The sequence below is a fragment of the Novosphingobium sp. P6W genome, assembly GCF_000876675.2.
GTDB lineage: Bacteria > Pseudomonadota > Alphaproteobacteria > Sphingomonadales > Sphingomonadaceae > Novosphingobium.
The window spans coordinates 1,951,359-1,970,894 of the sequence record NZ_CP030352.1; the positions used below are offsets into that span (position 1 = coordinate 1,951,359).

The 19,536-nt window shown below is 64.3% G+C and carries 17 protein-coding genes; 6 read left to right on the plus strand and 11 right to left on the minus strand.

Annotation, left to right across the window (positions count from 1 at the left end):
* Window positions 1–149 precede the first annotated feature (149 nt).
* A complete protein-coding gene (locus tag TQ38_RS09520; protein ID WP_043973500.1) occupies window positions 150–803 on the minus strand; it encodes a hypothetical protein in 654 nt (217 codons plus the stop codon).
* Window positions 804–893: 90 nt separating this feature from the next.
* Here TQ38_RS09520 and trmFO point away from each other — a divergent pair, with 90 nt between their 5' ends.
* On the plus strand, window positions 894–2,270 hold the full coding sequence (gene trmFO, locus TQ38_RS09525; protein WP_043973148.1) for a methylenetetrahydrofolate--tRNA-(uracil(54)-C(5))-methyltransferase (FADH(2)-oxidizing) TrmFO: 1,377 nt from the start codon (window positions 894–896) through the stop codon (window positions 2,268–2,270).
* 12 nt (window positions 2,271–2,282) lie between these two features.
* Here the strand turns inward: trmFO and TQ38_RS09530 are convergent, their stop codons facing one another.
* From TQ38_RS09530 to TQ38_RS09550, 5 genes are all read right to left on the minus strand, one after another.
* Window positions 2,283–2,738 carry an EF-hand domain-containing protein gene (locus TQ38_RS09530; protein ID WP_043973145.1) on the minus strand — a complete coding sequence of 152 codons (456 nt, stop codon included), beginning with the start codon at window positions 2,736–2,738 and terminating at the stop codon, window positions 2,283–2,285.
* 72 nt (window positions 2,739–2,810) lie between these two features.
* Window positions 2,811–3,509 (minus strand): hypothetical protein, encoded by a 699-nt coding sequence (locus tag TQ38_RS09535; protein WP_052505607.1) that lies wholly within the window; start codon window positions 3,507–3,509, stop codon window positions 2,811–2,813.
* 103 nt (window positions 3,510–3,612) lie between these two features.
* A complete protein-coding gene (locus TQ38_RS09540; protein ID WP_043973142.1) occupies window positions 3,613–5,007 on the minus strand; it encodes a pyruvate dehydrogenase complex E1 component subunit beta in 1,395 nt (464 codons plus the stop codon).
* Window position 5,008: 1 nt separating this feature from the next.
* Window positions 5,009–6,091: a pyruvate dehydrogenase (acetyl-transferring) E1 component subunit alpha gene (gene pdhA / locus TQ38_RS09545; RefSeq protein WP_043973140.1), complete on the minus strand. Its 1,083-nt coding sequence runs from the start codon at window positions 6,089–6,091 to the stop codon at window positions 5,009–5,011.
* A 172-nt stretch (window positions 6,092–6,263) separates the two neighbouring features.
* Window positions 6,264–6,575 carry a septum formation initiator family protein gene (locus TQ38_RS09550; protein ID WP_043973137.1) on the minus strand — a complete coding sequence of 104 codons (312 nt, stop codon included), beginning with the start codon at window positions 6,573–6,575 and terminating at the stop codon, window positions 6,264–6,266.
* Between the two features lie 243 nt (window positions 6,576–6,818).
* Between TQ38_RS09550 and TQ38_RS09555 the strand changes: the two genes are divergently transcribed.
* Together TQ38_RS09555 and TQ38_RS09560 are read left to right on the plus strand one after the other, a co-directional pair.
* Window positions 6,819–8,699, plus strand: a complete 1,881-nt coding sequence (locus TQ38_RS09555; protein ID WP_043973133.1) for an ABC-F family ATP-binding cassette domain-containing protein — start codon at window positions 6,819–6,821, stop codon at window positions 8,697–8,699.
* Window positions 8,696–9,157 carry a GreA/GreB family elongation factor gene (locus TQ38_RS09560; RefSeq protein WP_043973131.1) on the plus strand — a complete coding sequence of 154 codons (462 nt, stop codon included), beginning with the start codon at window positions 8,696–8,698 and terminating at the stop codon, window positions 9,155–9,157. The genes TQ38_RS09555 and TQ38_RS09560 overlap by 4 nt, the downstream gene beginning before the upstream one ends.
* A 105-nt stretch (window positions 9,158–9,262) precedes the next feature.
* Here TQ38_RS09560 and TQ38_RS09565 read toward each other — a convergent pair whose 3' ends face one another.
* Both TQ38_RS09565 and TQ38_RS30910 read right to left on the minus strand, forming a co-directional pair.
* Entirely contained in the window at window positions 9,263–11,038 is a 1,776-nt protein-coding gene (locus TQ38_RS09565; protein WP_043973128.1) for a DEAD/DEAH box helicase, read from the minus strand.
* Window positions 11,039–11,208: 170 nt separating this feature from the next.
* Complete coding sequence (locus tag TQ38_RS30910) at window positions 11,209–11,673, minus strand: hypothetical protein (protein WP_240197848.1); 465 nt, start codon at window positions 11,671–11,673, stop codon at window positions 11,209–11,211.
* Between the two features lie 74 nt (window positions 11,674–11,747).
* Here TQ38_RS30910 and TQ38_RS09575 point away from each other — a divergent pair, with 74 nt between their 5' ends.
* The gene (locus tag TQ38_RS09575) at window positions 11,748–12,350 is read left to right on the plus strand and encodes an amino acid permease (protein WP_043973495.1); all 603 of its coding nucleotides are present in this window, start codon (window positions 11,748–11,750) and stop codon (window positions 12,348–12,350) included.
* Window positions 12,347–13,948, plus strand: coding sequence for an NAD(P)/FAD-dependent oxidoreductase (locus tag TQ38_RS09580; RefSeq protein ID WP_043973127.1), 1,602 nt, complete (start codon window positions 12,347–12,349; stop codon window positions 13,946–13,948). Before TQ38_RS09575 ends, TQ38_RS09580 begins: the two co-directional genes overlap by 4 nt.
* A 13-nt stretch (window positions 13,949–13,961) precedes the next feature.
* Here the strand turns inward: TQ38_RS09580 and TQ38_RS09585 are convergent, their stop codons facing one another.
* Together TQ38_RS09585 and acs are read right to left on the minus strand one after the other, a co-directional pair.
* Window positions 13,962–15,062 carry a glycosyltransferase family 2 protein gene (locus tag TQ38_RS09585; protein ID WP_082057584.1) on the minus strand — a complete coding sequence of 367 codons (1,101 nt, stop codon included), beginning with the start codon at window positions 15,060–15,062 and terminating at the stop codon, window positions 13,962–13,964.
* Between the two features lie 230 nt (window positions 15,063–15,292).
* The gene (acs, locus tag TQ38_RS09590) at window positions 15,293–17,242 is read right to left on the minus strand and encodes an acetate--CoA ligase (RefSeq protein ID WP_043973125.1); all 1,950 of its coding nucleotides are present in this window, start codon (window positions 17,240–17,242) and stop codon (window positions 15,293–15,295) included.
* 423 nt (window positions 17,243–17,665) lie between these two features.
* Here acs and TQ38_RS09595 point away from each other — a divergent pair, with 423 nt between their 5' ends.
* Window positions 17,666–17,983: a PilZ domain-containing protein gene (locus TQ38_RS09595; protein WP_240197849.1), complete on the plus strand. Its 318-nt coding sequence runs from the start codon at window positions 17,666–17,668 to the stop codon at window positions 17,981–17,983.
* Window positions 17,984–18,117: 134 nt separating this feature from the next.
* Here TQ38_RS09595 and lpdA read toward each other — a convergent pair whose 3' ends face one another.
* Complete coding sequence (gene lpdA, locus TQ38_RS09600; RefSeq protein ID WP_043973122.1) at window positions 18,118–19,533, minus strand: dihydrolipoyl dehydrogenase; 1,416 nt, start codon at window positions 19,531–19,533, stop codon at window positions 18,118–18,120.
* Window positions 19,534–19,536 lie beyond the last annotated feature (3 nt).

The window sequence follows — 19,536 nt, forward strand, 5'->3', positions numbered from 1 at the left end:
CTCCCTCGCGTCCTTGCACAGGACGCCCCGGCGCCGACCCGATGATCCCTTGGGCTATGCGTTTTCTTTCGGCGTTACTCCGGCCTCGCCAGCGGGTGATTTGCCATGCCTGGCGTTCCCCCATTCCTGTGGAACCGGGGAAACAGCGCCTAGAAAATATCGTCGCGCATCCGCAGCTCTCCGGTAACCCCGGTCGCCAACACCAGGTTGCCAAGGTAGAACAGCGGCCATGCCGCCAGCGCCACGGCCGGCAGCGAACCGCCCATCGCTGCGATGCCCAGCACATTCCCGGCCACGATCAGCGACGCCCCCAGCCCCACACGAGAACGCGGGAACGTGCTGATCCACGCCGCAGCCGCCATGCCGCCCAGAGCGAGGCCCAGGAACAGCGGCACGCCAACCCCGGCCCGTTCCGCCGCGAAATAGCACAGCAGGGGCGTCCCCAAAGTCAGCGCCAGCGCCGACGCCTTGCGTCCGCCGTCCATCTCCACCCGGCGATGGACAAGGAACATCCCCAACCCGATCAGATAGGCCACCAGCAGCGCATTGAGCGCGATCAGCGGCATGTAGTCCATCAGCGCCGAGCCGATTCCCTGCAACACCAGCATCCCCGCCAGCGACCGCGTATCGTTCCCCCGGTGCCGCAGCGCCGTGTAAACCGCCAGCAACAGCAGCGGCGCGGCTTTGAGCAGCAACAGGTAAAGCCCCGGCGTCTCGCTGCCCTGCAGCCAGATCCAGGCCAGTGCCAGCACCATGCTACCCAGCAACCAGGGGCGGCGTTCGATCAGGGCGCGCTTGGGCATCGTGGTCTTTCTCGTCGCTTCGGTCCGCCCGCGGCTATGGCAGGTGAGCGGGGCCTTTTCCATGACCGCCATACCGGCTAGGCGAGGCTCATGACAAAAGACTCCGGTACGACTTACGACGTTCACATTATCGGCGGCGGCCTGGCCGGCAGCGAGGCAGCCTGGCAGCTCGGCCGCCGGGGCTACCGCGTGCGCCTTTCCGAAATGCGCGGCGCCGGTCCCGAATGGCCGGGCGAGCGCAGCCCCGCCCACCAGGGCGACGGCCTGGCCGAACTGGTCTGCTCCAACTCGTTCCGCTCCGACGACAGCGACAAGAACGCCGTCGGCCTGCTCCACCACGAGATGCGCCGCTGCGATTCGCTGATCATGTCGGCGGCCGCCATCGCGGAAGTTCCCGCAGGTTCTGCGCTGGCCGTGGACCGCGACGTCTTCTCCGCCGAGGTGGAAGCCCGCCTCGCCGCCCTGCCGAACGTCGACATCGTGCGCGAACGCATCGACGTCCTGCCCGAAGGCCGCGTCATCGTCGCCACTGGCCCGCTGACCGCCGAGGCGCTGGCCGGGTCGATCGGTCAGGCGACCGGCGCGGACAGCCTCGCTTTCTTTGATGCCATCGCCCCGATCGTCTACCACGAATCAATCGACATGGACGTGTGCTGGATGGCCTCGCGCTGGGACAAGGGCGAGACCAAGGACTACATCAACTGCCCGATGAACGAGGAGCAATACCTCGCCTTCCACAAGGGTCTGGTCGAAGGCGAGAAGACCTCGTTCAAGGAATGGGAGGCCAACACCCCCTATTTCGACGGCTGCATGCCCATCGAAGTCATGGCCGAACGCGGCGTGGACACCCTGCGGTTCGGCCCGATGAAGCCGGTCGGCCTCGACAACCCGCACTGGGCGACGCCGGAGCATCCGAACGGACGCTGGCCCTATGCCGTGGTGCAGCTGCGCCAGGACAACAAGCTGGGCACGATCTGGAACATGGTCGGCTTCCAGACCAAACTGAAACATGCCGAGCAGGTGAAGCTGTTCCGCACGATCCCCGGCCTCGAAAATGCCGAGTTCGCGCGGCTTGGCGGCCTGCACCGCAACACGTTCCTCAACTCGCCGGTGCTGCTGGACCGGACCCTTCGCTTGAAATCGGCGCCGAACGTTCGCTTTGCCGGGCAGATCACCGGCTGCGAAGGTTATGTCGAAAGCGCGGCGGTGGGCCTCATGGCCGGCCTGATGGCCTGCGCCGAACTGGCCGGCCAGGAATGGCAGGCGCCGCCGCGCACGACCGCGATGGGCGCCCTGCTCTCGCACATCACCGGCGACGCCGAGGCTGAAACCTATCAGCCGATGAACATCAACTTCGGCCTATTCCCGCCGCTGCACGACGTGAAGAAAAAGCAGCGCAAGGAAGCCTACACCGGCCGCGCCAAGGAAGAGATCGCGCCGTGGCTGGAAGGGCTGATGCCGGCGTAAGTCGGCCGCCCCTCAGCAGCTGCATTTTGCCTTGGGCTTGGGCGGCGGCGCTGTGCGGCGAAATTCGGCGGGGGTCAGGTACTGGTCGCGGTCGACGTCGGCTTCGCTAAACTTGTCGACCGTGGCGACCGCCCACTCTTCGAACGTCAGCAGGTTGTTGCCGTCCTTGTCGAGCTTGCGAAAGGCATCGGCGCGGGTCGAGAGCATTTCGCTGCGCGATATCCGCTTGTCGCGGTCACGGTCGTAGCGGAAGAAGCGGCGCTGCTCGCGGCTGAGTTCGGTCGCTTCCGGCAATTCCGGACCCACCATGTCGCCTACGTCAGCGCTGGGCAATGGCGCGGGTCCGATGGACGCGCCGGCGCTGGGCGGAGGGGCGCCGGCTTCCACTTCGGCGCGGCCCTGAAGCCAGAACAGGCCAATGCCCATCATCACGAACACGGCCAGTCCGCCAAGCAGGAAACGGTTCATAGCAAGCCCCTTCATCAAGGCTCGCAGCCTTAGAGGCAGCCCCTATCCTTCCGGAAATTACAACGCTTTAATCTAAAAGCCGAGCAGGCCAAGGCGCATGGCCTTGAGCACCGCGGCAGGGGATGTCGCCGCTTCCTCGCCCTTGTCGAGACGGCGATAAGCGAGCCCATGAAGCACCATCAACGGGCGCAAGGGCCGCGAAAGACGCACGCCTTTGGCACGGTCAGCCAGCGCCAAAGCACGCGCCGTCTCGCGCTCGCTTTCATGGCCGAGGCGCATGGCAAGGTCGGCCAGCGCCCAGGAACGGGCTAGTCGCTGCACGGCGCGAAGTTCGTCGTCGTGGCCCAGCGCCTGCGCCAACGTGGCGAAAGCAGCGGCCCTGCCCTCGGCCATCGACTCCAGCGCGGATGCGGGAAGCGGCGCGCTCCCGGTCATGGCTTCCCAGCCATTGACGAGGCTGACGAGACCGCCGTGATGCCCGTTCCAGGTTCGCAGAAGGGCCAGCAGCGGTTCGCCATCGGGCCACTTGTCGGCAGGCTGGGACAACGACTCACGCCACCATGCCAGACGCAGCTGCGCCATCATCGGTTCACGGGAGTTGCGCAGCAAACCGGCGAACCGGGTGTCGAGCGCCAGCAGCGCCAGCGTCTGTATCCGGGCGGACTTCGGCGCATAAGCCAAGGCAAGCCGCGATACCGTAGGCAGCGAGGCGACGAGGATGTCCTCGTTCGAGGCGGGTGTTTCGGATGCGGGGGGCTGGGTTTCGGTCACGCGGCCTCCCTAGAGGGTGCGGCGGCGGGAATAAACCCATCTTCCGCTCACCGGATCGTCGATGGCGCGGGCGGCGGCACAAACCATCGCCCGCGCCGTCAGATCAACGGTAGCAGACCTTCTTGACTGCCTCGACGACGCGCTTGGCATCGATCAGGGCCAGCTTCTCGAGGTTCGCGGCGTAAGGCAGCGGCACGTCCTCGTTGCATACGCGCACGACCGGCGCGTCGAGGTCGTCGAAGCCTTCCTCCATGCAGATCGCCGAGATTTCGGACGCGATCGAGCAGACGGGGAAGCCTTCTTCCGCAACGACGAGGCGGTTGGTCTTGGCAAGGCTGGCCAGAACCGTTTCCTTGTCGAGCGGACGCAAGGTGCGAAGATCGATGACTTCGACGTCGATGCCTTCTTCCGCCAGCGTCTCGGCGGCTTCGAGCGCGAGGCCGACGCCGATCGAGTAGGACACGATGGTCACGTCCTTGCCTTCGCGCATGACCCGCGCCTTGCCGATCGGCAGGACGTGGTCGTCAAGCTCGGGCAGTCCGAAAGAACGGCCATAGATCAGCTCGTTCTCGAGGAACACGACCGGATCATCGCTGCGGATCGCGGCTTTGAGCAGGCCCTTGGCGTCCGACGCGTCATAAGGCGCGATGACCACCAGGCCCGGAACGTTGGCGTACCACGGACCGTAGTTCTGCGAGTGCTGCGCACCCACGCGCGAAGCCGCGCCGTTGGGACCACGGAACACGATCGGGCAGCGCATCTGGCCGCCGGACATGTAGTTGGTCTTGGCGGCCGAGTTGATGATGTGGTCGATCGCCTGCATGGCGAAGTTGAACGTCATGAACTCGATGACCGGGCGCAGTCCGCCCATCGCCGCGCCGGTGCCGATGCCGGCAAAGCCGTACTCGGTGATCGGCGTGTCGATGACGCGGGTGGGGCCGAATTCGGCGAGCAACCCTTGCGTCACCTTGTAGGCGCCCTGGTACTCGGCGACTTCCTCACCCATCACGAAGACGCGGTCGTCGCGGCGCATTTCCTCGGCCATCGCGTCGCGCAGGGCGTCGCGCACGGTCGAGGTCTTCATGTTGATGCCGTGCGGCACTTCGGGGCCGCGCGGGGTCTTGATGTCGCTGTGGAGGTTGGCCGTGCCGCTTTCGGCGGGCTTCTTGTCCTCAGCGGGCTTTTCACCGGACTGGGGCGCTTCGGCAGACTCTTCGGTCTTGGCGGCAGGCGCCTCGACCGAAGAAGCGTCTTCGCCTTCGCCGGCGAGAACCGCGATCACGGTGCCGACCTTCACGCCCTCGGTGCCTTCGGCAACGAGGATCTTGCCGACCACGCCTTCGTCGATGGACTCGAATTCCATCGTAGCCTTATCGGTCTCGATTTCGGCGAGAATGTCACCGGAGGAGACTTCATCGCCTTCCTTGACCAGCCACTTGGCCAGCTTGCCCTCTTCCATCGTCGGGGAGAGAGCGGGCATCTTCAGTTCGATCGCCATCTCAGTAGCTCTCCACCAGCACGTCGGTATACAGTTCGGAAGCCACCGGCTCCGGCGAATTCTCGGCGAAGTCTGCCGACTGGGCGACCTGCGAGCGCACGCGCTTGTCGAGTTCCTTCAGGCTTTCCTCGGTCACGCCCATGCCCATCAATTCGGTCTTGGCGTGTTCGATCGGATCGCGCTTCTCGCGCACGTCCTGAACTTCCTCGCGGCTGCGGTACTTGGCCGGATCGGACATCGAGTGGCCGCGGTAACGGTAGGTGTTGAGTTCCATGAGGACCGGGCCATTGCCGCCGCGCACATATTCGAGCGCGATTTCGGCAGCCTTGCGGACTTCCAGAACGTCCATGCCGTCGACCGACATGCCGGGGATCCGGAACGCGGTGCCGCGGCGGTGGAAGTGAGTCTCGGCCGAGCCACGCTTGACCGCGGTGCCCATGGCGTAGCCGTTGTTCTCGATCACGAAGATGATCGGCAGCTTCCACAGGGCAGCCATGTTGAAGCTCTCGTAGACCTGGCCCTGGTTGGCCGCGCCATCGCCGAAGTAGGCCATCGCGACGCCGCCGTCTTCACGGTACTTGTGCGCGAAGGCGAGGCCTGCGCCCAGCGAGACCTGCGCACCGACGATGCCGTGCCCGCCGTAGAAGCGATGCTCCACGGAGAACATGTGCATCGAGCCGCCCTTGCCCTTCGAGATGCCGGCTTCACGGCCGGTCAACTCGGCCATGATGACCTTGGGGTCGATGCCGTAGGCAAGCATGTGGCCGTGGTCGCGGTAGCCGGTGATGACCGAGTCCTTCGACCCGTCGAGCGCCGACTGCAGGCCGACGGCAACCGCTTCCTGACCGATGTAGAGATGGCAGAAGCCGCCGATCAGGCCCAGGCCGTAAAGCTGGCCGGCCTTTTCCTCGAAGCGGCGGATCAGCAGCATCTGCTCGTAAAAGTGGAGCAATTGTTCCTTGGAAGGTTCGTAACGCTTGTCAGCGTCCAGAGCGGCCTGGAGGCTGTGCAGCGCGAAATCCTCGTCCGTTGAGGCGTCTGCGACAGTGGCCGTTTCGGCTACCGGAGTCTTTGCTTTGGGCAACGCTTGCTTCCCATCGTTGGTGCGATCGTTCGGAAGGGCGGTATAGGAACGCCGCTCGAAAAGAGAAAGCGCGGACGGTCGAAATCAGCCTGCGAACGTGGACTTTTTTGCAACTAGACTTGCAAAAATCGGTATTGTTACGCGCCGTTCACGACACCGACACGCGCCCTTATCACGGCAGTTGCATCACCATCTCGTCCGGACGCGCGACATTGAGATGGCTACGAACCAGCTCACCCGCAAGGTCGGGATCCATGTTCTGCGGATTGAGCAGAGCGACACGATTTTTGAGACGGTCACGCTCAGCCTGCAGATCGACCAGCTTGGCGCGGCGTTCTTCGAGGAGGTGCTGATTCTCACCCCAGGCGAGAAGGCCACTTGGCCCGGCGACGCAGTAGAGGCCCATGAGCAACAGCACGGCAAAGGCAAGGCCCTGCACGAGTCGCTCTCTGGCAATGTTCGCTTCCTGTCGCACGGTCCGCATAGCTTTATAGAATCACAAGTGATTCGTCGTTTCAAGTCCAATTGTTACTGGATTTCCGCCATTTGCGACAGGTGGAGGCACGATCGGCCGCGTCACGAACGTGGGTATAGGTGTTGATAAGTTTTCGCACTCGTCAAGTGTGCACTGGGCAACACAAATCTGCGCCTTTTCTACTTCCAAATGCTGCGCTTGCAGCGAGGAACGCGGTTTCGCTTAACCGCGCGCCCTGCTAGGCGCAGCGCCATGTTGACCATACGTGACATCACCGTGCGCCTCGGCGGCCGCACCATTATCGACGGCGCGAGCGCGACTCTGCCCCAGAACGGCAAGATCGGCCTCATCGGCCGCAACGGCGCTGGCAAGTCCACGCTGGTCAAGGCGATCATCGGCGAACTGGAACCCGACGGCGGCTCGGTGGACATGCCCCGCCGAGCGCGCCTGGGTTACATTGCTCAGGAAGCCCCTACCGGCACCAAGACCCCGTTCGACGCCGTGGTGGAAGCCGATACCGAGCGTACGCAGCTGCTCGCCGAAGCCGAGACCTGCACCGATCCGCACCGCATTGGCGACCTGCATGAGCGCCTGATTGCTATCGACGCCTATACCGCCCCTGCCCGCGCGGCGCGCATTCTCGTCGGCCTTGGCTTCGACGAGGAAATGCAGGGCCGTCCGCTGGACAGCTACTCGGGCGGCTGGAAGATGCGCGTGGCGCTGGCCTCGCTGCTTTTCTCCGAGCCTGACGTGATGCTACTCGATGAGCCTTCGAACCACCTTGACCTCGAAGCGACGCTGTGGCTGGAGAACTTCCTCAAGGGCTACCCCAAGACGCTGCTGGTCATCAGCCACGAGCGCGACCTGCTCAACACCGTGGTCGATCACATCCTGCACCTGCAGCAGGGCAAGCTGACGCTCTACCCCGGCGACTACGACAGCTTCGAGCGCATCCGCGCTGAACGCGCCGCGCAGGCGGAAGCCGCGCGCGCCAGTCAGGATGCCCAGCGCAAGAAGCTGTCGGAATACGTCGCGAAAAATTCGGCCCGCGCTTCGACTGCCAAGCAGGCGCAGTCGCGCGCCAAGATGTTGGCCAAGATGCAGCCCATCGCCTCGATGGCCGAAGATCCCTCGCTCAGCTTCGACTTTCCCAGCCCCGACGAGCTGCGTCCGCCGCTGGTCACGCTGGACCTTGCCGCAGTAGGCTATGAAGAAGACAAGCCGATCCTGCGCCGCCTGAACCTGCGCATCGACCCTGAGGACCGCATCGCGCTGCTGGGCCGAAACGGCAACGGCAAGACCACGCTGGCGCGCCTCCTGGCCCGTCAGCTTGATCCGATGGAAGGGTCGCTGACCTTCTCGCCCAAGATTCGCATCGGCTACTTCACGCAGTATCAGGTGGAGGAACTGCCCAGCAATTCCACGCCGCTGGAGCTGATGACGCGGGCGATGGACGGCAAACCCACGGTCGCCGTGCGCGGGCAGCTTGGTCGTTTCGGCTTCTCGGGCAACCGTGCCACTTCGGTGACTGGCACCCTTTCGGGCGGTGAGCGCGCAAGATTGGCGTTGGCGCTCGTGACGCGCGATGCGCCGCATATGCTGATCCTCGACGAACCGACCAACCACCTTGACGTCGATGCACGTGAAGCGCTGGTGCAGGCGCTCAACGCCTTCGACGGCGCGGTCATTCTCGTCAGCCATGACCGTCACATGGTCGAACTGGTCGCGGACCGGCTGGTACTTGTCGATGGCGGCGTGGCCGAGAACTACGATGGCTCGATGGAAGATTACGTCGACTTCGTGCTGGGCCGCAACCAGCCCAAGTCCGGGAGCGCTGAAAGCAAGGCCGGTGGCGGCGCCAAGAAGTCCGGCGCCGTTGCGCGCGAGGAACTCAAAGCCCTGCGCAAGAAGGTCACCGCCGCCGAAACGCGCATGAAGCGCCAGCAGGTCCAGCTTGCAGAGATCGACGCAGCGCTTGCCAACCCGGGCTCGGGCAAGGGCGATCTCAAGGGCGTGGCCATCGGCGAACTCGGTAAGCGCCATGCCCTCTGCTCGGCCGATCTGGAACAGGCCGAGACCGAGTGGCTTGAGGTCAACGAAGTTCTCGAAACCTTGATGGGCCGCGGCAAGTGAGCGTCGCGTTCCGGCGGGACGGGGACGAGGAGCACCTCGAGCCCAAGTTCGAAGTGCCGATCCCGCCCGGCCCGAACCTCGTAACCCAGCGCGGCCTTGAGATGATTCAGTCGCGGATCAATGAGTTGACGGCTAAAGTTGCCGAGCTTTCGGAAGAAACCGCGCTGAACACCGGCAAGCGCGACCTGCGCTACTGGCGTGCCCGTCTGGACACGGCCAAAGTTCAGCCCGAACCTTCGGGCGCAAAAGCGATGTTCGGTTGCCGCGTGCGTTTCACTCTTGACGGCAAGGCTCGCGAAATCACCGTGGTCGGCCATGACGAGGCTGAACCGGCTGCGGGCCGCCTTGCCTTCACCGCGCCGCTGGCCCGCGCAGTGCTGGGAGCGCAAGTCGGCGAATTCGTCGACTTCAATGGCCGCGAAGAAGCGATAGAAGTGCTGGAGATCGCTGCCGCCTGACCCGGTGAGCAAGCGCCTTCGGTAAATCGAGGTAAGGACATAAAAAAACCCGGCATCACCAAGGTGACGCCGGGTTTTTTTATTTATCGGCGTTGGCCGGTCGGATCAGTCCCGACCGCCCTTGCGCGGCTTCTTGTGGAACGGCTTGCCGCCGCCAGGACCACCAGCCGGGCGCGGGCGGGATTCGCCTTCGCCGCGCGGATAACCATTGCCCTGAGGACGACGACCACGACCCTGCGGACCCTCGCGGTCACGGCTGCGGTGCCTGGCGACATCGCGCGGTGCTTCGGCCGAACGCTCGATCAGGATGGTCGATTCGTACTCGCCGTCGTCATGGCTGGCAGTGCGCTGCACGGCAGCAGCAAACTGGTCGGCCAGGGCAACCGGGATCTGGAAATGCGTCTGATCGGCCGAGATGCGGATCTGGCCGACGGCGTCACGGGTAACGTGACCACGGCGGCACAGCACCGGCAGGATCCAGCGCGCTTCGGCGTTCTGCTGGCGGCCCACATCCATGCTGAACCATACCACGTCGTCGAAACCGGGACGGTGACGCGGCTCGCGGCTTTCCGGCGTATTGCCGATCAGTTCCTCGGGCTGGGGCATGGCGGCGCGGTGCGCGACGACCAGAGCGGCGGCGAGATCCTCGGCGCTGACCTTCTCGAGCAGAACGCGGGCGATCTCGCGATCGTCTTCTTCGGCCTCGACAGGAGCGAGGAGCTTTTCCATGAGGCGCTCACGGTCCTGCGCGCGGATCGATTCCAGCGTCGGTGCTTCGCCCCACTCAGCTTCGATGCGCGCGCCGCGCAGCATCATTTCAACGCGGCGACGGCGCGGATACGGCACCAGGATCACGGCAGTGCCCTTACGGCCTGCACGGCCCGTACGGCCGGAACGGTGCTGCAGGGTTTCCGCATCGCGCGGAATCTCGACGTGAACGACGAGCGTCAGCGTCGGCAGATCGATGCCGCGTGCAGCAACGTCGGTGGCGACGCAGACGCGGGCACGGCGGTCGCGCAGCGCCTGAAGCGCGTTGTTACGCTCGTTCTGCGAGTGCTCGCCCGACAGGGCAACGGCAGAGAAGCCGCGCTCGACCAAGGTTGCGTGCAGGTGCTTCACGTTGTCGCGCGTGGCGCAGAAAAGGATCGCGGTTTCGGCATCGTGGAAACGTAGCAGGTTGACCACCGCGCGCTCGATGTCCGACGGGGCGACGGTGACGGCCTTGTAGGCGATGTCGCCGTGACCACGGTTTTCACCGACGGTCGAAATGCGCAGCGCGTTCTTCTGGTAACGCTGGGCCAACGCTTCGATCGGACGGGGCATCGTTGCCGAGAAGAGCAGCGTGCGGCGGCCTTCCGGGGTCGCATCGAGGATTTCCTCGAGATCGTCGCGGAAGCCCATGTCGAGCATCTCGTCGGCTTCGTCGAGGACGATGGCGCGCAGGCCCGAGAGGTTGAGCTTGCCGCGCTCGAGGTGGTCACGCAGGCGGCCCGGCGTGCCGACGACGATGGTCGCGCCGCGTTCGAGCGCACGGCGCTCCTTCACGGGGTCCATGCCGCCGACGCAGGTCACGATGCGGGCGCCGGTCTTGGCGTAGAGCCATTCCAGTTCGCGGCTGACCTGCTGGGCCAGTTCGCGGGTCGGTGCGATGGCCAGTGCGAGCGGACCTTCCGAGTAGGGAATGCGGCCGTCTTCCAGCAGTTCGTCGGCAATCGCCAGGCCGAAAGCCACGGTCTTGCCCGAGCCGGTCTGCGCGGAGACGACAAGATCGCGGCTGCGTGCTTCGTCCTCGCTCACCGCGGCCTGTACCGGCGTGAGCGTTTCGTAGCCATGCGCTGCGAGAGCCTCGGCGAGAGGCTGGGGGAGGTTTGTAAATGTCATAACGGGCAAATGAATCCTGCCGCAGTGAGCGGCCTAATGGAGCGTAGAAAGGGCTGCGAGGGCACCTTCATACGGCGCCAGTCGGCCGCCCATAGACGAAACCGCGCGAATTTGCGCGCACCAAATTCACTTTCGCGTGAAATCGTTGCTCATGCAGGCACTGCGGAGGCTTACTTCCACTCCGGCCAGAGCCGCCGCGACGCAGGTTTTGCATCCGATTGCTTTTCGGGCAACTGATCGAAACTGGGCTGAAATCCTAGCAGGACGTACATTTCCCGCTCAAGGTACGGGGCCGCGTCGCCGGCGCTCATGTCGACCCGGGCGCATTCGCCCAGACCTGGCAGGTTCGTGCGAAAAAGTCCTTTGCGTACAGTGCTTACGCGCATGACAGATACACCCCTGGATTTATTGGCCGCCTCATTGTGCGGGCCGCTAACGATCCTGCGACCGGCGATCAAGCTGGCCGGAAGACTGTCATATTCCCGCAAGAGAGGCAACAGGATAGGCAAATGCCCAGCAGCGCCACATCGGCGTGAAATGACCGCTGGTTCATGTCCATAAATATCAGGCATAAAGCATACGTCATGCTCACCATGGTCCAGGACTTGCGGTGATCCCGGCGGCGTCACCAGCACTGGCGGCGTCTTCTGCGATGATGTAATCCGCGCCAGAGTAATCGGTCTCAGGATCGGCAGGGATTTCTGACGCTTTGAACTTCGGGAGAGGGAAACGCGCCCGGGCGGCTGATGGCCGTCTTGGCCTTGTCGCAGCGATGGCGCTGGTCATGGGCAACATGATCGGCTCCGGTGTGTTTCTGCTGCCCGCCACGCTGGCCCCGTTCGGGTGGAACGCGGTGGTGGGGTGGATCGTGACCACCGCAGGCGCCGTCGTGCTGGCCCTCGTCCTCGCCCGGCTGACGCGGGCCTTGCCCGAAGCCGGCAGCCCTCCCGCGTTCGGGCCGACTGCCGGGTTTTTCATCAACCGGATCTACCTTGTGTCGCTCTGGACAACGGTAGCCACGATCGCGGTGGCGGCGGTGAGCTACCTGGCGAACATGATACCTGCTCTTTCGGCGCAAGCGTTTCGCCCGGCCTTGGCGGCGCTTGCGCTGGTTTGGCTGCTGGCGCTGGTCAATCTTCGCGGCGTGAAGGCGGCCGGAAGTTTCCAGATCGTAACGACTGCGATCAAGATCATCCCGCTGCTGGTGGTGATCGCCATAGCCGCCGCCGTGTTCGTCACCGGCAAGCGCGATCTCATTCCAGAGGCGCGCTTTGAGCACCGCCCTGCCCCCGGCTGGAACCACGCAGCATGACCACGAAGTACGACGCGATCATCATCGGCGGCGGTCACAACGGCCTCACCTGCGCATTCTACCTCGCCCGCGCCGGGCTCAAGGTGCGCGTGCTGGAGCGGCGCGACGTTGTCGGCGGGGCGGCGGTGACCGAGGAATTCCATCCGGGTTTCCGTAACTCCGTCGCCAGCTATACCGTCAGCCTGCTGCAACCCAAGGTCATCGCCGACATGCGACTGGCAGAGCATGGCTACCGCGTGATCGAGCGGCCGATCAGCAACTTCCTGCCGCAGGAAGACGGCGGCTACCTCAAGCTCGGCGGCGGGCTGGAACGCACGCAGGCGGAGTTTCGCCGCTTTTCGCAGCACGACGCGGCGGTTCTGCCCGCCTATTACGAAGCCCTTGAAGGGGTGGCAGAGGTTCTGCGCGACCTTGCACTCAAGACCCCGCCCGAGGCCGGCGGCGGCTGGCGCGCGCTGATCGATGCGGCATTGCAGGGCCGCAAGCTGGCTGGCCTGCCGATCGAGAAGCAGCGCGATGTGCTGGACCTGTTCACCAAGTCCGCACGCGGCCTGCTCGACGGCTGGTTCGAAAGCGAGGCGGTCAAGGCTGCCTTCGGTTTCGACGCCGTAGTGGGCAATTACGCCTCGCCTGATACGCCGGGCAGCGCCTATGTGCTGCTCCACCACGTTTTCGGCGAGGTGAACGGCAAGAAGGGCGCGTGGGGCCACTCGGTCGGCGGCATGGGCACGATCACCCAGATCATGGCCAAGGTCTGCCGCGAGATGGGCGTGGAAATCAGCCTCGAAACGCCTGTCGAGCAAGTGCTGGTCGATGGCGGCAAGGCCGCCGGCGTGCGCCTCGAAAGCGGCGAGGAGGTCGCCGCGCCGCGTGTCATCGCCAATGTCGGACCGGCGCTGCTCTACGGTAGGATGATCGCCGCCAGCGACCTGAACCCGGATTTTGTGCGCCGCATGAAGGGTTTCAAGACCGGCAGCGGCACGTTCCGCATGAATGTCGCCCTGTCGCAATTGCCGCGTTTCACCTGCCTGCCGGAGCCGGGAGAGCATCATCGCTCGGGCATCATCATCGCGCCCACTCTGGATTACATGGACCGCGCCTTCATCGACGCGAAGCAGTATGGGTGGTCCAAGGCACCGATCGTCGAAATGCTCATCCCCTCGACCATCGACGACAGTCTTGCGCCCGAAGGCCAGCACGTAGCCAGCCTGTTCTGCCAGCAGTTCGCGCCCGAACTGCCCGGCGGCAGGGACTGGGACGCCGAGGAAGACAAGGCCGCAGATTGCATCGTCGATACGGTGGAAGCCCATGCGCCGGGGTTCCGCGCCTCGATCCTGGGCAGGCAGGTGCTCAGCCCCAAGGGCCTCGAACGCAAGTTCGGCCTTGTCGGCGGAGACATCATGCACGGCAACCTGACGCTGGATCAGATGTGGTCGGCGCGGCCCGTACTTGGGCACGGCGCATACCGGGGACCGATCAAGGGGCTCTACATGTGCGGTGCGGGCGCTCATCCCGGCGGCGGGGTGACGGGAGCCCCAGGCCACAACTGCGCCCATGAGGTGATCGCAGACAAGGGGCGGTTCGGCCGGTTCCGTTAAAGGCAGCGCCTGCCTATTGGAACTGGCCTTGCAGCCGCTTCGGCCCCCGAAGCACCGCATCGCTGCTATGTGGTAGCGGGACGCGGGTGGCTGCGGCGTCGGTTTCGGCTGAAACGAACTGCCGGGCCCTTGCCGTACCCGATGAGCCGACCATCCGCTTGTAGGCGCTGCGCACAGCGCGAAGCATTGCGGCAGGGGCGAACAGCATGGGTAGGCCGAGCAACCACAATCGGGGCATCGCTGCATAACGCCCGATCAGGTATGTTGCAGCGTCCAGCCTTTCGCCGGAGTCCTCCCCGCCGGTCCTTGCATTAACGATGCGGGCAAGGATGTGCGTATCGAACACCCGCTTGCACATCGCCCGGTGCGCGGTGCGATCGCCAGCAAAGAGCAGGTCCGCGATCTCGTCATAGGCGCGCACGTCGATCTTCAGTCGCTCCAGCCAGCCGACCCTGCGCTTGAGCTGATCGTTGCCGGAACGGAAACCGATGCAAGGTTCGTTGACGATGCCCCATGCACCTGCCGCACCCACGGCGCGGCCAAGGATGTAGACCGGCGAGTAAAGGTTCTTCATGGCACGCGCACTGGGGTCGGCGCTGGCAGCGTTCCACTTGCGGCGATCCACGACGGTCCCCGATATGTAGCCGAGCAAGTCGGCCGTGCGGCTAAAGACCGCTGCCGCGCCTTCGATCCGCTGCGTTCTGGGCATGACCCGCAGGCCGGTGACGTGACGCAGGGTCACGTCGTAATCGACAACGCCAAGCGTCAGTCCGACCACGCCCGGCCAGCGTTCCAGCGCATTCATCACCCGGCGCGCTCCGCCCGGTTCCAGACGGTCGTCATCGCCGATCAACCAGATGTAATCGCCCGTCGCGGCTTCCGTGACGGCACGGATATTACGGTCGACGCCGATATTTACCGGCTGGCACAGGAACGTGAACCGCGCGATCCTTTCGCCATAGCGCCGGGCAAGAGCGGCAGTGTCGTCGGGCGAGCCGTCGTCGCTGACGACGACTTCGATTTCGGGCATGTCCTGAGCGATGATACTGTCGAGAAGTTCGGCCAGGCAGTGGGAACGGTTGTATGTCGGAATGCAGATGGAAAGCGTGGGCATAGAAGCTCCGGCACGACAGCGGGTGATCGCCTGAGCAAAACTACATCACACTCCCGAAATATCGTCCAGATAACTTTCCTTAACAAAAGCATAGCCGGCAGCCATTACTGGCACTTTTCCGGCAATGAGGGCGATATGAACTTATTTTACGTGGAGAATTATTAGGACCTGAAATTCGCGACAAACCATCTCCGTAAGCTGGTCGCCGAGCGTTTCAGGCCCCTCTGACATCAGGCGGTGGCGGGTTGAGGCCGGTTGGCGATGAGGTTGTCGACCACCGAAGGATCGGCGAGGGTCGAAGTATCGCCGAGATTGGAAAAGTCGTTCTCGCCGATCTTGCGCAGGATGCGGCGCATGATCTTGCCCGAGCGGGTCTTGGGCAGTCCCGGCGCGAACTGGATCACGTCAGGGGTCGCGATCGGGCCGATCTCGTGGCGGACCCAGGCGACAAGGTCCTTGCGCAAGGCCTCGTCCGGCTCGACTTCGGCATTGGTGGTGACGAAGGCGTAGATGCCCTGCCCCTTGATCTCGTGCGGCATGCCCACGACGGCCGCCTCGGCAACCTTGGGATGAGCGACAAGCGCGCTTTCGACTTCGGCGGTGCCCATGCGGTGGCCCGAGACGTTGATGACGTCGTCGATGCGGCCGGTGATCCAGTAATAGCCGTCCTCATCGCGGCGGCAACCGTCGCCGGTGAAGTAGGTGCCCTTGAAGGTGCTGAAATAGGTCTGGAAGAAGCGGTCGTGATCGCCCCAGACGGTGCGCATCTGGCCAGGCCAGCTATCGGTGAGGACGAGGCAGCCGTCGCCGGCACCCTCGATCTCCTTGCCCTCGGTATCGACCAGCTTGGGCTGGACGCCGAACATCGGGCGCGTGGCGGAGCCGGGTTTCAGCGCAGTAGCGCCCGGCAGCGGGGTGATCATGATGCCGCCGGTCTCGGTCTGCCACCAGGTGTCGACGATCGGGCATCGCCCCTCGCCCACGACTTCGTGATACCACGACCAAGCCTCGGGGTTGATCGGCTCGCCCACCGATCCCAGCAGGCGCAGCGACTTGCGGCTGGTCTTCTTCACCCAGTCGTCACCCTCGCGCATTAGGGCGCGCAGAGCGGTGGGGGCGCCGTAGAATATCTCGACGCCGAACTTGTCGACGATCTGCCAGAAACGGCTGGGATCGGGGAAGTTGGGAACGCCCTCGAACATCACCGTGGTGGCCCCGTTCATCAGCGGCCCGTAGACGGCATAGGAATGCCCGGTCACCCAGCCCACGTCGGCCGCGCACCAGAAAATCTGTCCGGGGCGGTAATCGAAGACGTATTCATGCGTCATCGACGCCCAGACCGAATAGCCGCCGGTGGTGTGCAGCACGCCCTTCGGCTTGCCGGTGGATCCGGAGGTGTAGAGGATGAACAGCGGGTCTTCGGCGTTCATTTCCTCAGGCGCGCAGTCGGCGCTTTGCTCCGCGACGGCGGAAGCCCAGTCGATATCGCGGCCCTCCACCAAGGGCGTGCCGCCGCCGGTGTGGGCCAGCACGATTACCGTATCGACGCAGGACGAACGCTGCACCGCCTCGTCTACATTGGCTTTCAGCGGAACTTTCTTGCCGCCGCGCAGCCCCTCGTCGGCTGTCAGCACGATACGGCTGTCGCAATCGGTGATGCGCCCCGCGAGCGCGTCGGGCGAGAAGCCGGCGAAGACTATCGAGTGGATCGCCCCGATGCGCGCGCAGGCGAGCATGGCGACCGCAGCTTCGGGCACCATCGGCAGGTAGATGGTGACGCGCTCGCCCTTCCTGACGCCCTTCGCCTTGAGGAGGTTGGCGAAACGGCAGACCTGTTCGTGTAGCTGGCGATACGTGATGCGGCGTTCCGGCTGGTCCGGGCTGTCCGGCTCCCACAGGATCGCAATGTCGTCGCCGTGTGCGCTCAGGTGCCGGTCGAGACAATTGGCCGAAAGGTTCAGCGTACCGTCGGCGAACCACGAAATGCCAAAGTCTTCCTCATGGAAGCTGGTCTGCTTGACCACGGTGAAGGGCTTGATCCAGTCGAGACGCTGAGCCTCCTGACGCCAGAAGCCGTCCGGGTCCGCGACCGACTTCTCGTACATCTCCTGGTAGCGGGCGTCGTCGATCAGGGAATTCTCGGCCCACTCGGTGGGTACGGGATAGACGGCGTCAGCCATTTCGGTGCTCTCCTCTCGCGTCATTCGTGCCGGGCTCTTCCGGCCTTGATGCAGCCTTATCACGGCTGGCGCGCGGTCACGACACTGGACATTGGTATCAGGACCGCACGCAATGCCGAAAGTGGGGCCGCTTGTGATCCGGATCAAGGCGTGAGGCACAGGAAACGGGTCAGGAATTGCCGCATCGCTTCCTCGCGAAAGGCCGATTTCCCTACCGTTTTGACCGTCACCCTGGCCGCCCGCCCGGGCCTCGACATTGACGTGCGCCCCGAGCCTTTGGAAGGAGATCCGACGCTGGTCGTTCTGGCACGAAACTTCCGGTAAAACAGACTGTCCACCGTTATGGAGGCACTCTGCGCCGAAACGCTAACGACATGGTAACCAATTGGGCGCCAAGCGTTCATCCCGCCCAAGGAGAGTACATTGCAGGACCACGGAATCAATAACCCGAACGATGGTCACGCGGCGCGTTCCACGCGAATCGGCGTCGAGATTCTGTGCGAAGTGCGCCAGGGCACCCGGCCCTGGAAAGCAGCGCGGCTGGAAGATCTTTCCCCAGGTGGTTTTCGCATAGCCAAGTTTGCCGATGCGCGGGCCGAAGTACCGCTGCGCATCCGCATTCCCGGGCTTCAGCTACTGAGCGCACGCATCTGCTGGGTGCGTGACGGCGCCGTGGGCTGCGAGTTCGCCGAGCCGCTGCATGTCGCGGTGTTCGAACATATCGTTCGCGCGGCGGGGTAAAGCGTTCTGCCGATCCCCGCCCGCTCGTCCTTCGACAAGCTCAGGATGAGCGGAGGTGGGCGCACTGGCGCTGGCCCTCAACGAAAAGGGGCGGACCTTGCGGCCCGCCCCTTTCGCTTTGCACTGAATGCACGTCACATGTGGAGCGCGCGTCCGTAGGCGGCCAGCGTCGCCTCGTGCATCGTTTCCGAGATCGTCGGGTGCGGGAACACCGTGTTCATCAGTTCGGCCTCGGTGGTTTCGAGGGTCTTGCCCACGACGTAGCCCTGAATCATCTCGGTCACTTCCGCGCCGATCATGTGGGCGCCCAGCAGTTCGCCGGTCTTGGCGTCGAACACCGTCTTGACGAAGCCTTCCGCCTCGCCGAGCGCGATGGCCTTGCCGTTTCCGATGAACGGGAAGGTTCCGGCCTTGACCTCGTAACCCGCTTCCTTGGCCTTCGCCTCGGTCAGGCCGACCGACGCGATCTGCGGGTGGCAGTAGGTGCAGCCCGGGATGTTGTTGCGGTCGAGCGGATGCGGGTGGACTTCCTTGTTACCCATTTCCTTGGCGATGGATTCTGCCGTGGTGGTGCCTTCATGGCTGGCCTTGTGCGCCAGCCAGGGGCCCTTCACGCAGTCGCCGATCGCCCAGACGCCGGGCACGTTGGTGCGGCCATAATCGTCCACCTTGACGAAGAACTTCTCGTCCGGCTCGATCTTCAGTTCTTCCAGGCCGATGTTCTCGACGTTCGGCACGATGCCGATGGCGACGATGACATGGCTGAATTCCTGCGCTTCTTCCTTGCCGCCCTTGGGGGTGATCTTGACGGTGACGCCCTTGTCGGACGGGATCACGTCACCCGCCTTGGCGCCGGTCAGGATCTTGATACCCTGCTTGGTCAGCGACTTTTCCAGGAACACCGAGATGTCCTTGTCCTCGACCGGCACGATCCGGTCCAGCATCTCGACGACCGTCACATCAACGCCCATGTCGTTGTAGAAGCTGGCGAATTCGATGCCGATGGCGCCCGAACCCAGAACCAGCAGCTTGGTCGGCATTTCCTTCGGCGTCATCGCATGGCGATAGGTCCACACGCGGTTGCCGTCGGCCTTCGCCTTGGGCAGGTCGCGGGCGCGGGCGCCGGTGGCGATGATGATGTGCTTGGCCGACAGGGTTTCGCTGCCCTTGTCGCCGGTCACTTCCAGCTTGCCGGGCGCGACGAGCTTGCCAGTGCCCATGTGGACGGTGATCTTGTTCTTCTTCATCAGGTGCGTGATGCCCTGATTGAGCTGCTTGGCGACGCCGCGCGAGCGCTTGACGATGGCGTCGAGGTCGGCGGTGATGTTGTCCGCCGCCAGGCCGTAGTCCTTGGCGTGCTTCATGTGGTGCAGGATCTCGGCCGAGCGCAGCAGCGCCTTGGTCGGGATACAGCCCCAGTTGAGGCAGATGCCGCCGAGCAGTTCGCGCTCGACGATGGCGGTCTTCAGGCCCAGCTGCGCAGCGCGGATCGCGGCAACGTAGCCGCCGGGGCCGGAACCGAGAACGATGACGTCGTAAGTATCAGCCACTGA

Excerpts from the sequence above, each read along its gene's own strand:
- TQ38_RS09520 (WP_043973500.1), bottom strand. The coding sequence starts at position 803 with ATGCCCAAGCGCGCCCTGATCGAACGCCGCCCCTGGTTGCTGGGTAGC.
- trmFO (WP_043973148.1), top strand. The coding sequence starts at position 894 with ATGACAAAAGACTCCGGTACGACTTACGACGTTCACATTATCGGCGGC.
- TQ38_RS09530 (WP_043973145.1), bottom strand. The coding sequence starts at position 2,738 with ATGAACCGTTTCCTGCTTGGCGGACTGGCCGTGTTCGTGATGATGGGC.
- TQ38_RS09540 (WP_043973142.1), bottom strand. The coding sequence starts at position 5,007 with ATGGCGATCGAACTGAAGATGCCCGCTCTCTCCCCGACGATGGAAGAG.
- TQ38_RS09550 (WP_043973137.1), bottom strand. The coding sequence starts at position 6,575 with ATGCGGACCGTGCGACAGGAAGCGAACATTGCCAGAGAGCGACTCGTG.
- TQ38_RS09555 (WP_043973133.1), top strand. The coding sequence starts at position 6,819 with ATGTTGACCATACGTGACATCACCGTGCGCCTCGGCGGCCGCACCATT.
- TQ38_RS09565 (WP_043973128.1), bottom strand. The coding sequence starts at position 11,038 with ATGACATTTACAAACCTCCCCCAGCCTCTCGCCGAGGCTCTCGCAGCG.
- TQ38_RS09580 (WP_043973127.1), top strand. The coding sequence starts at position 12,347 with ATGACCACGAAGTACGACGCGATCATCATCGGCGGCGGTCACAACGGC.
- TQ38_RS09585 (WP_082057584.1), bottom strand. The coding sequence starts at position 15,062 with ATGCCCACGCTTTCCATCTGCATTCCGACATACAACCGTTCCCACTGC.
- acs (WP_043973125.1), bottom strand. The coding sequence starts at position 17,242 with ATGGCTGACGCCGTCTATCCCGTACCCACCGAGTGGGCCGAGAATTCC.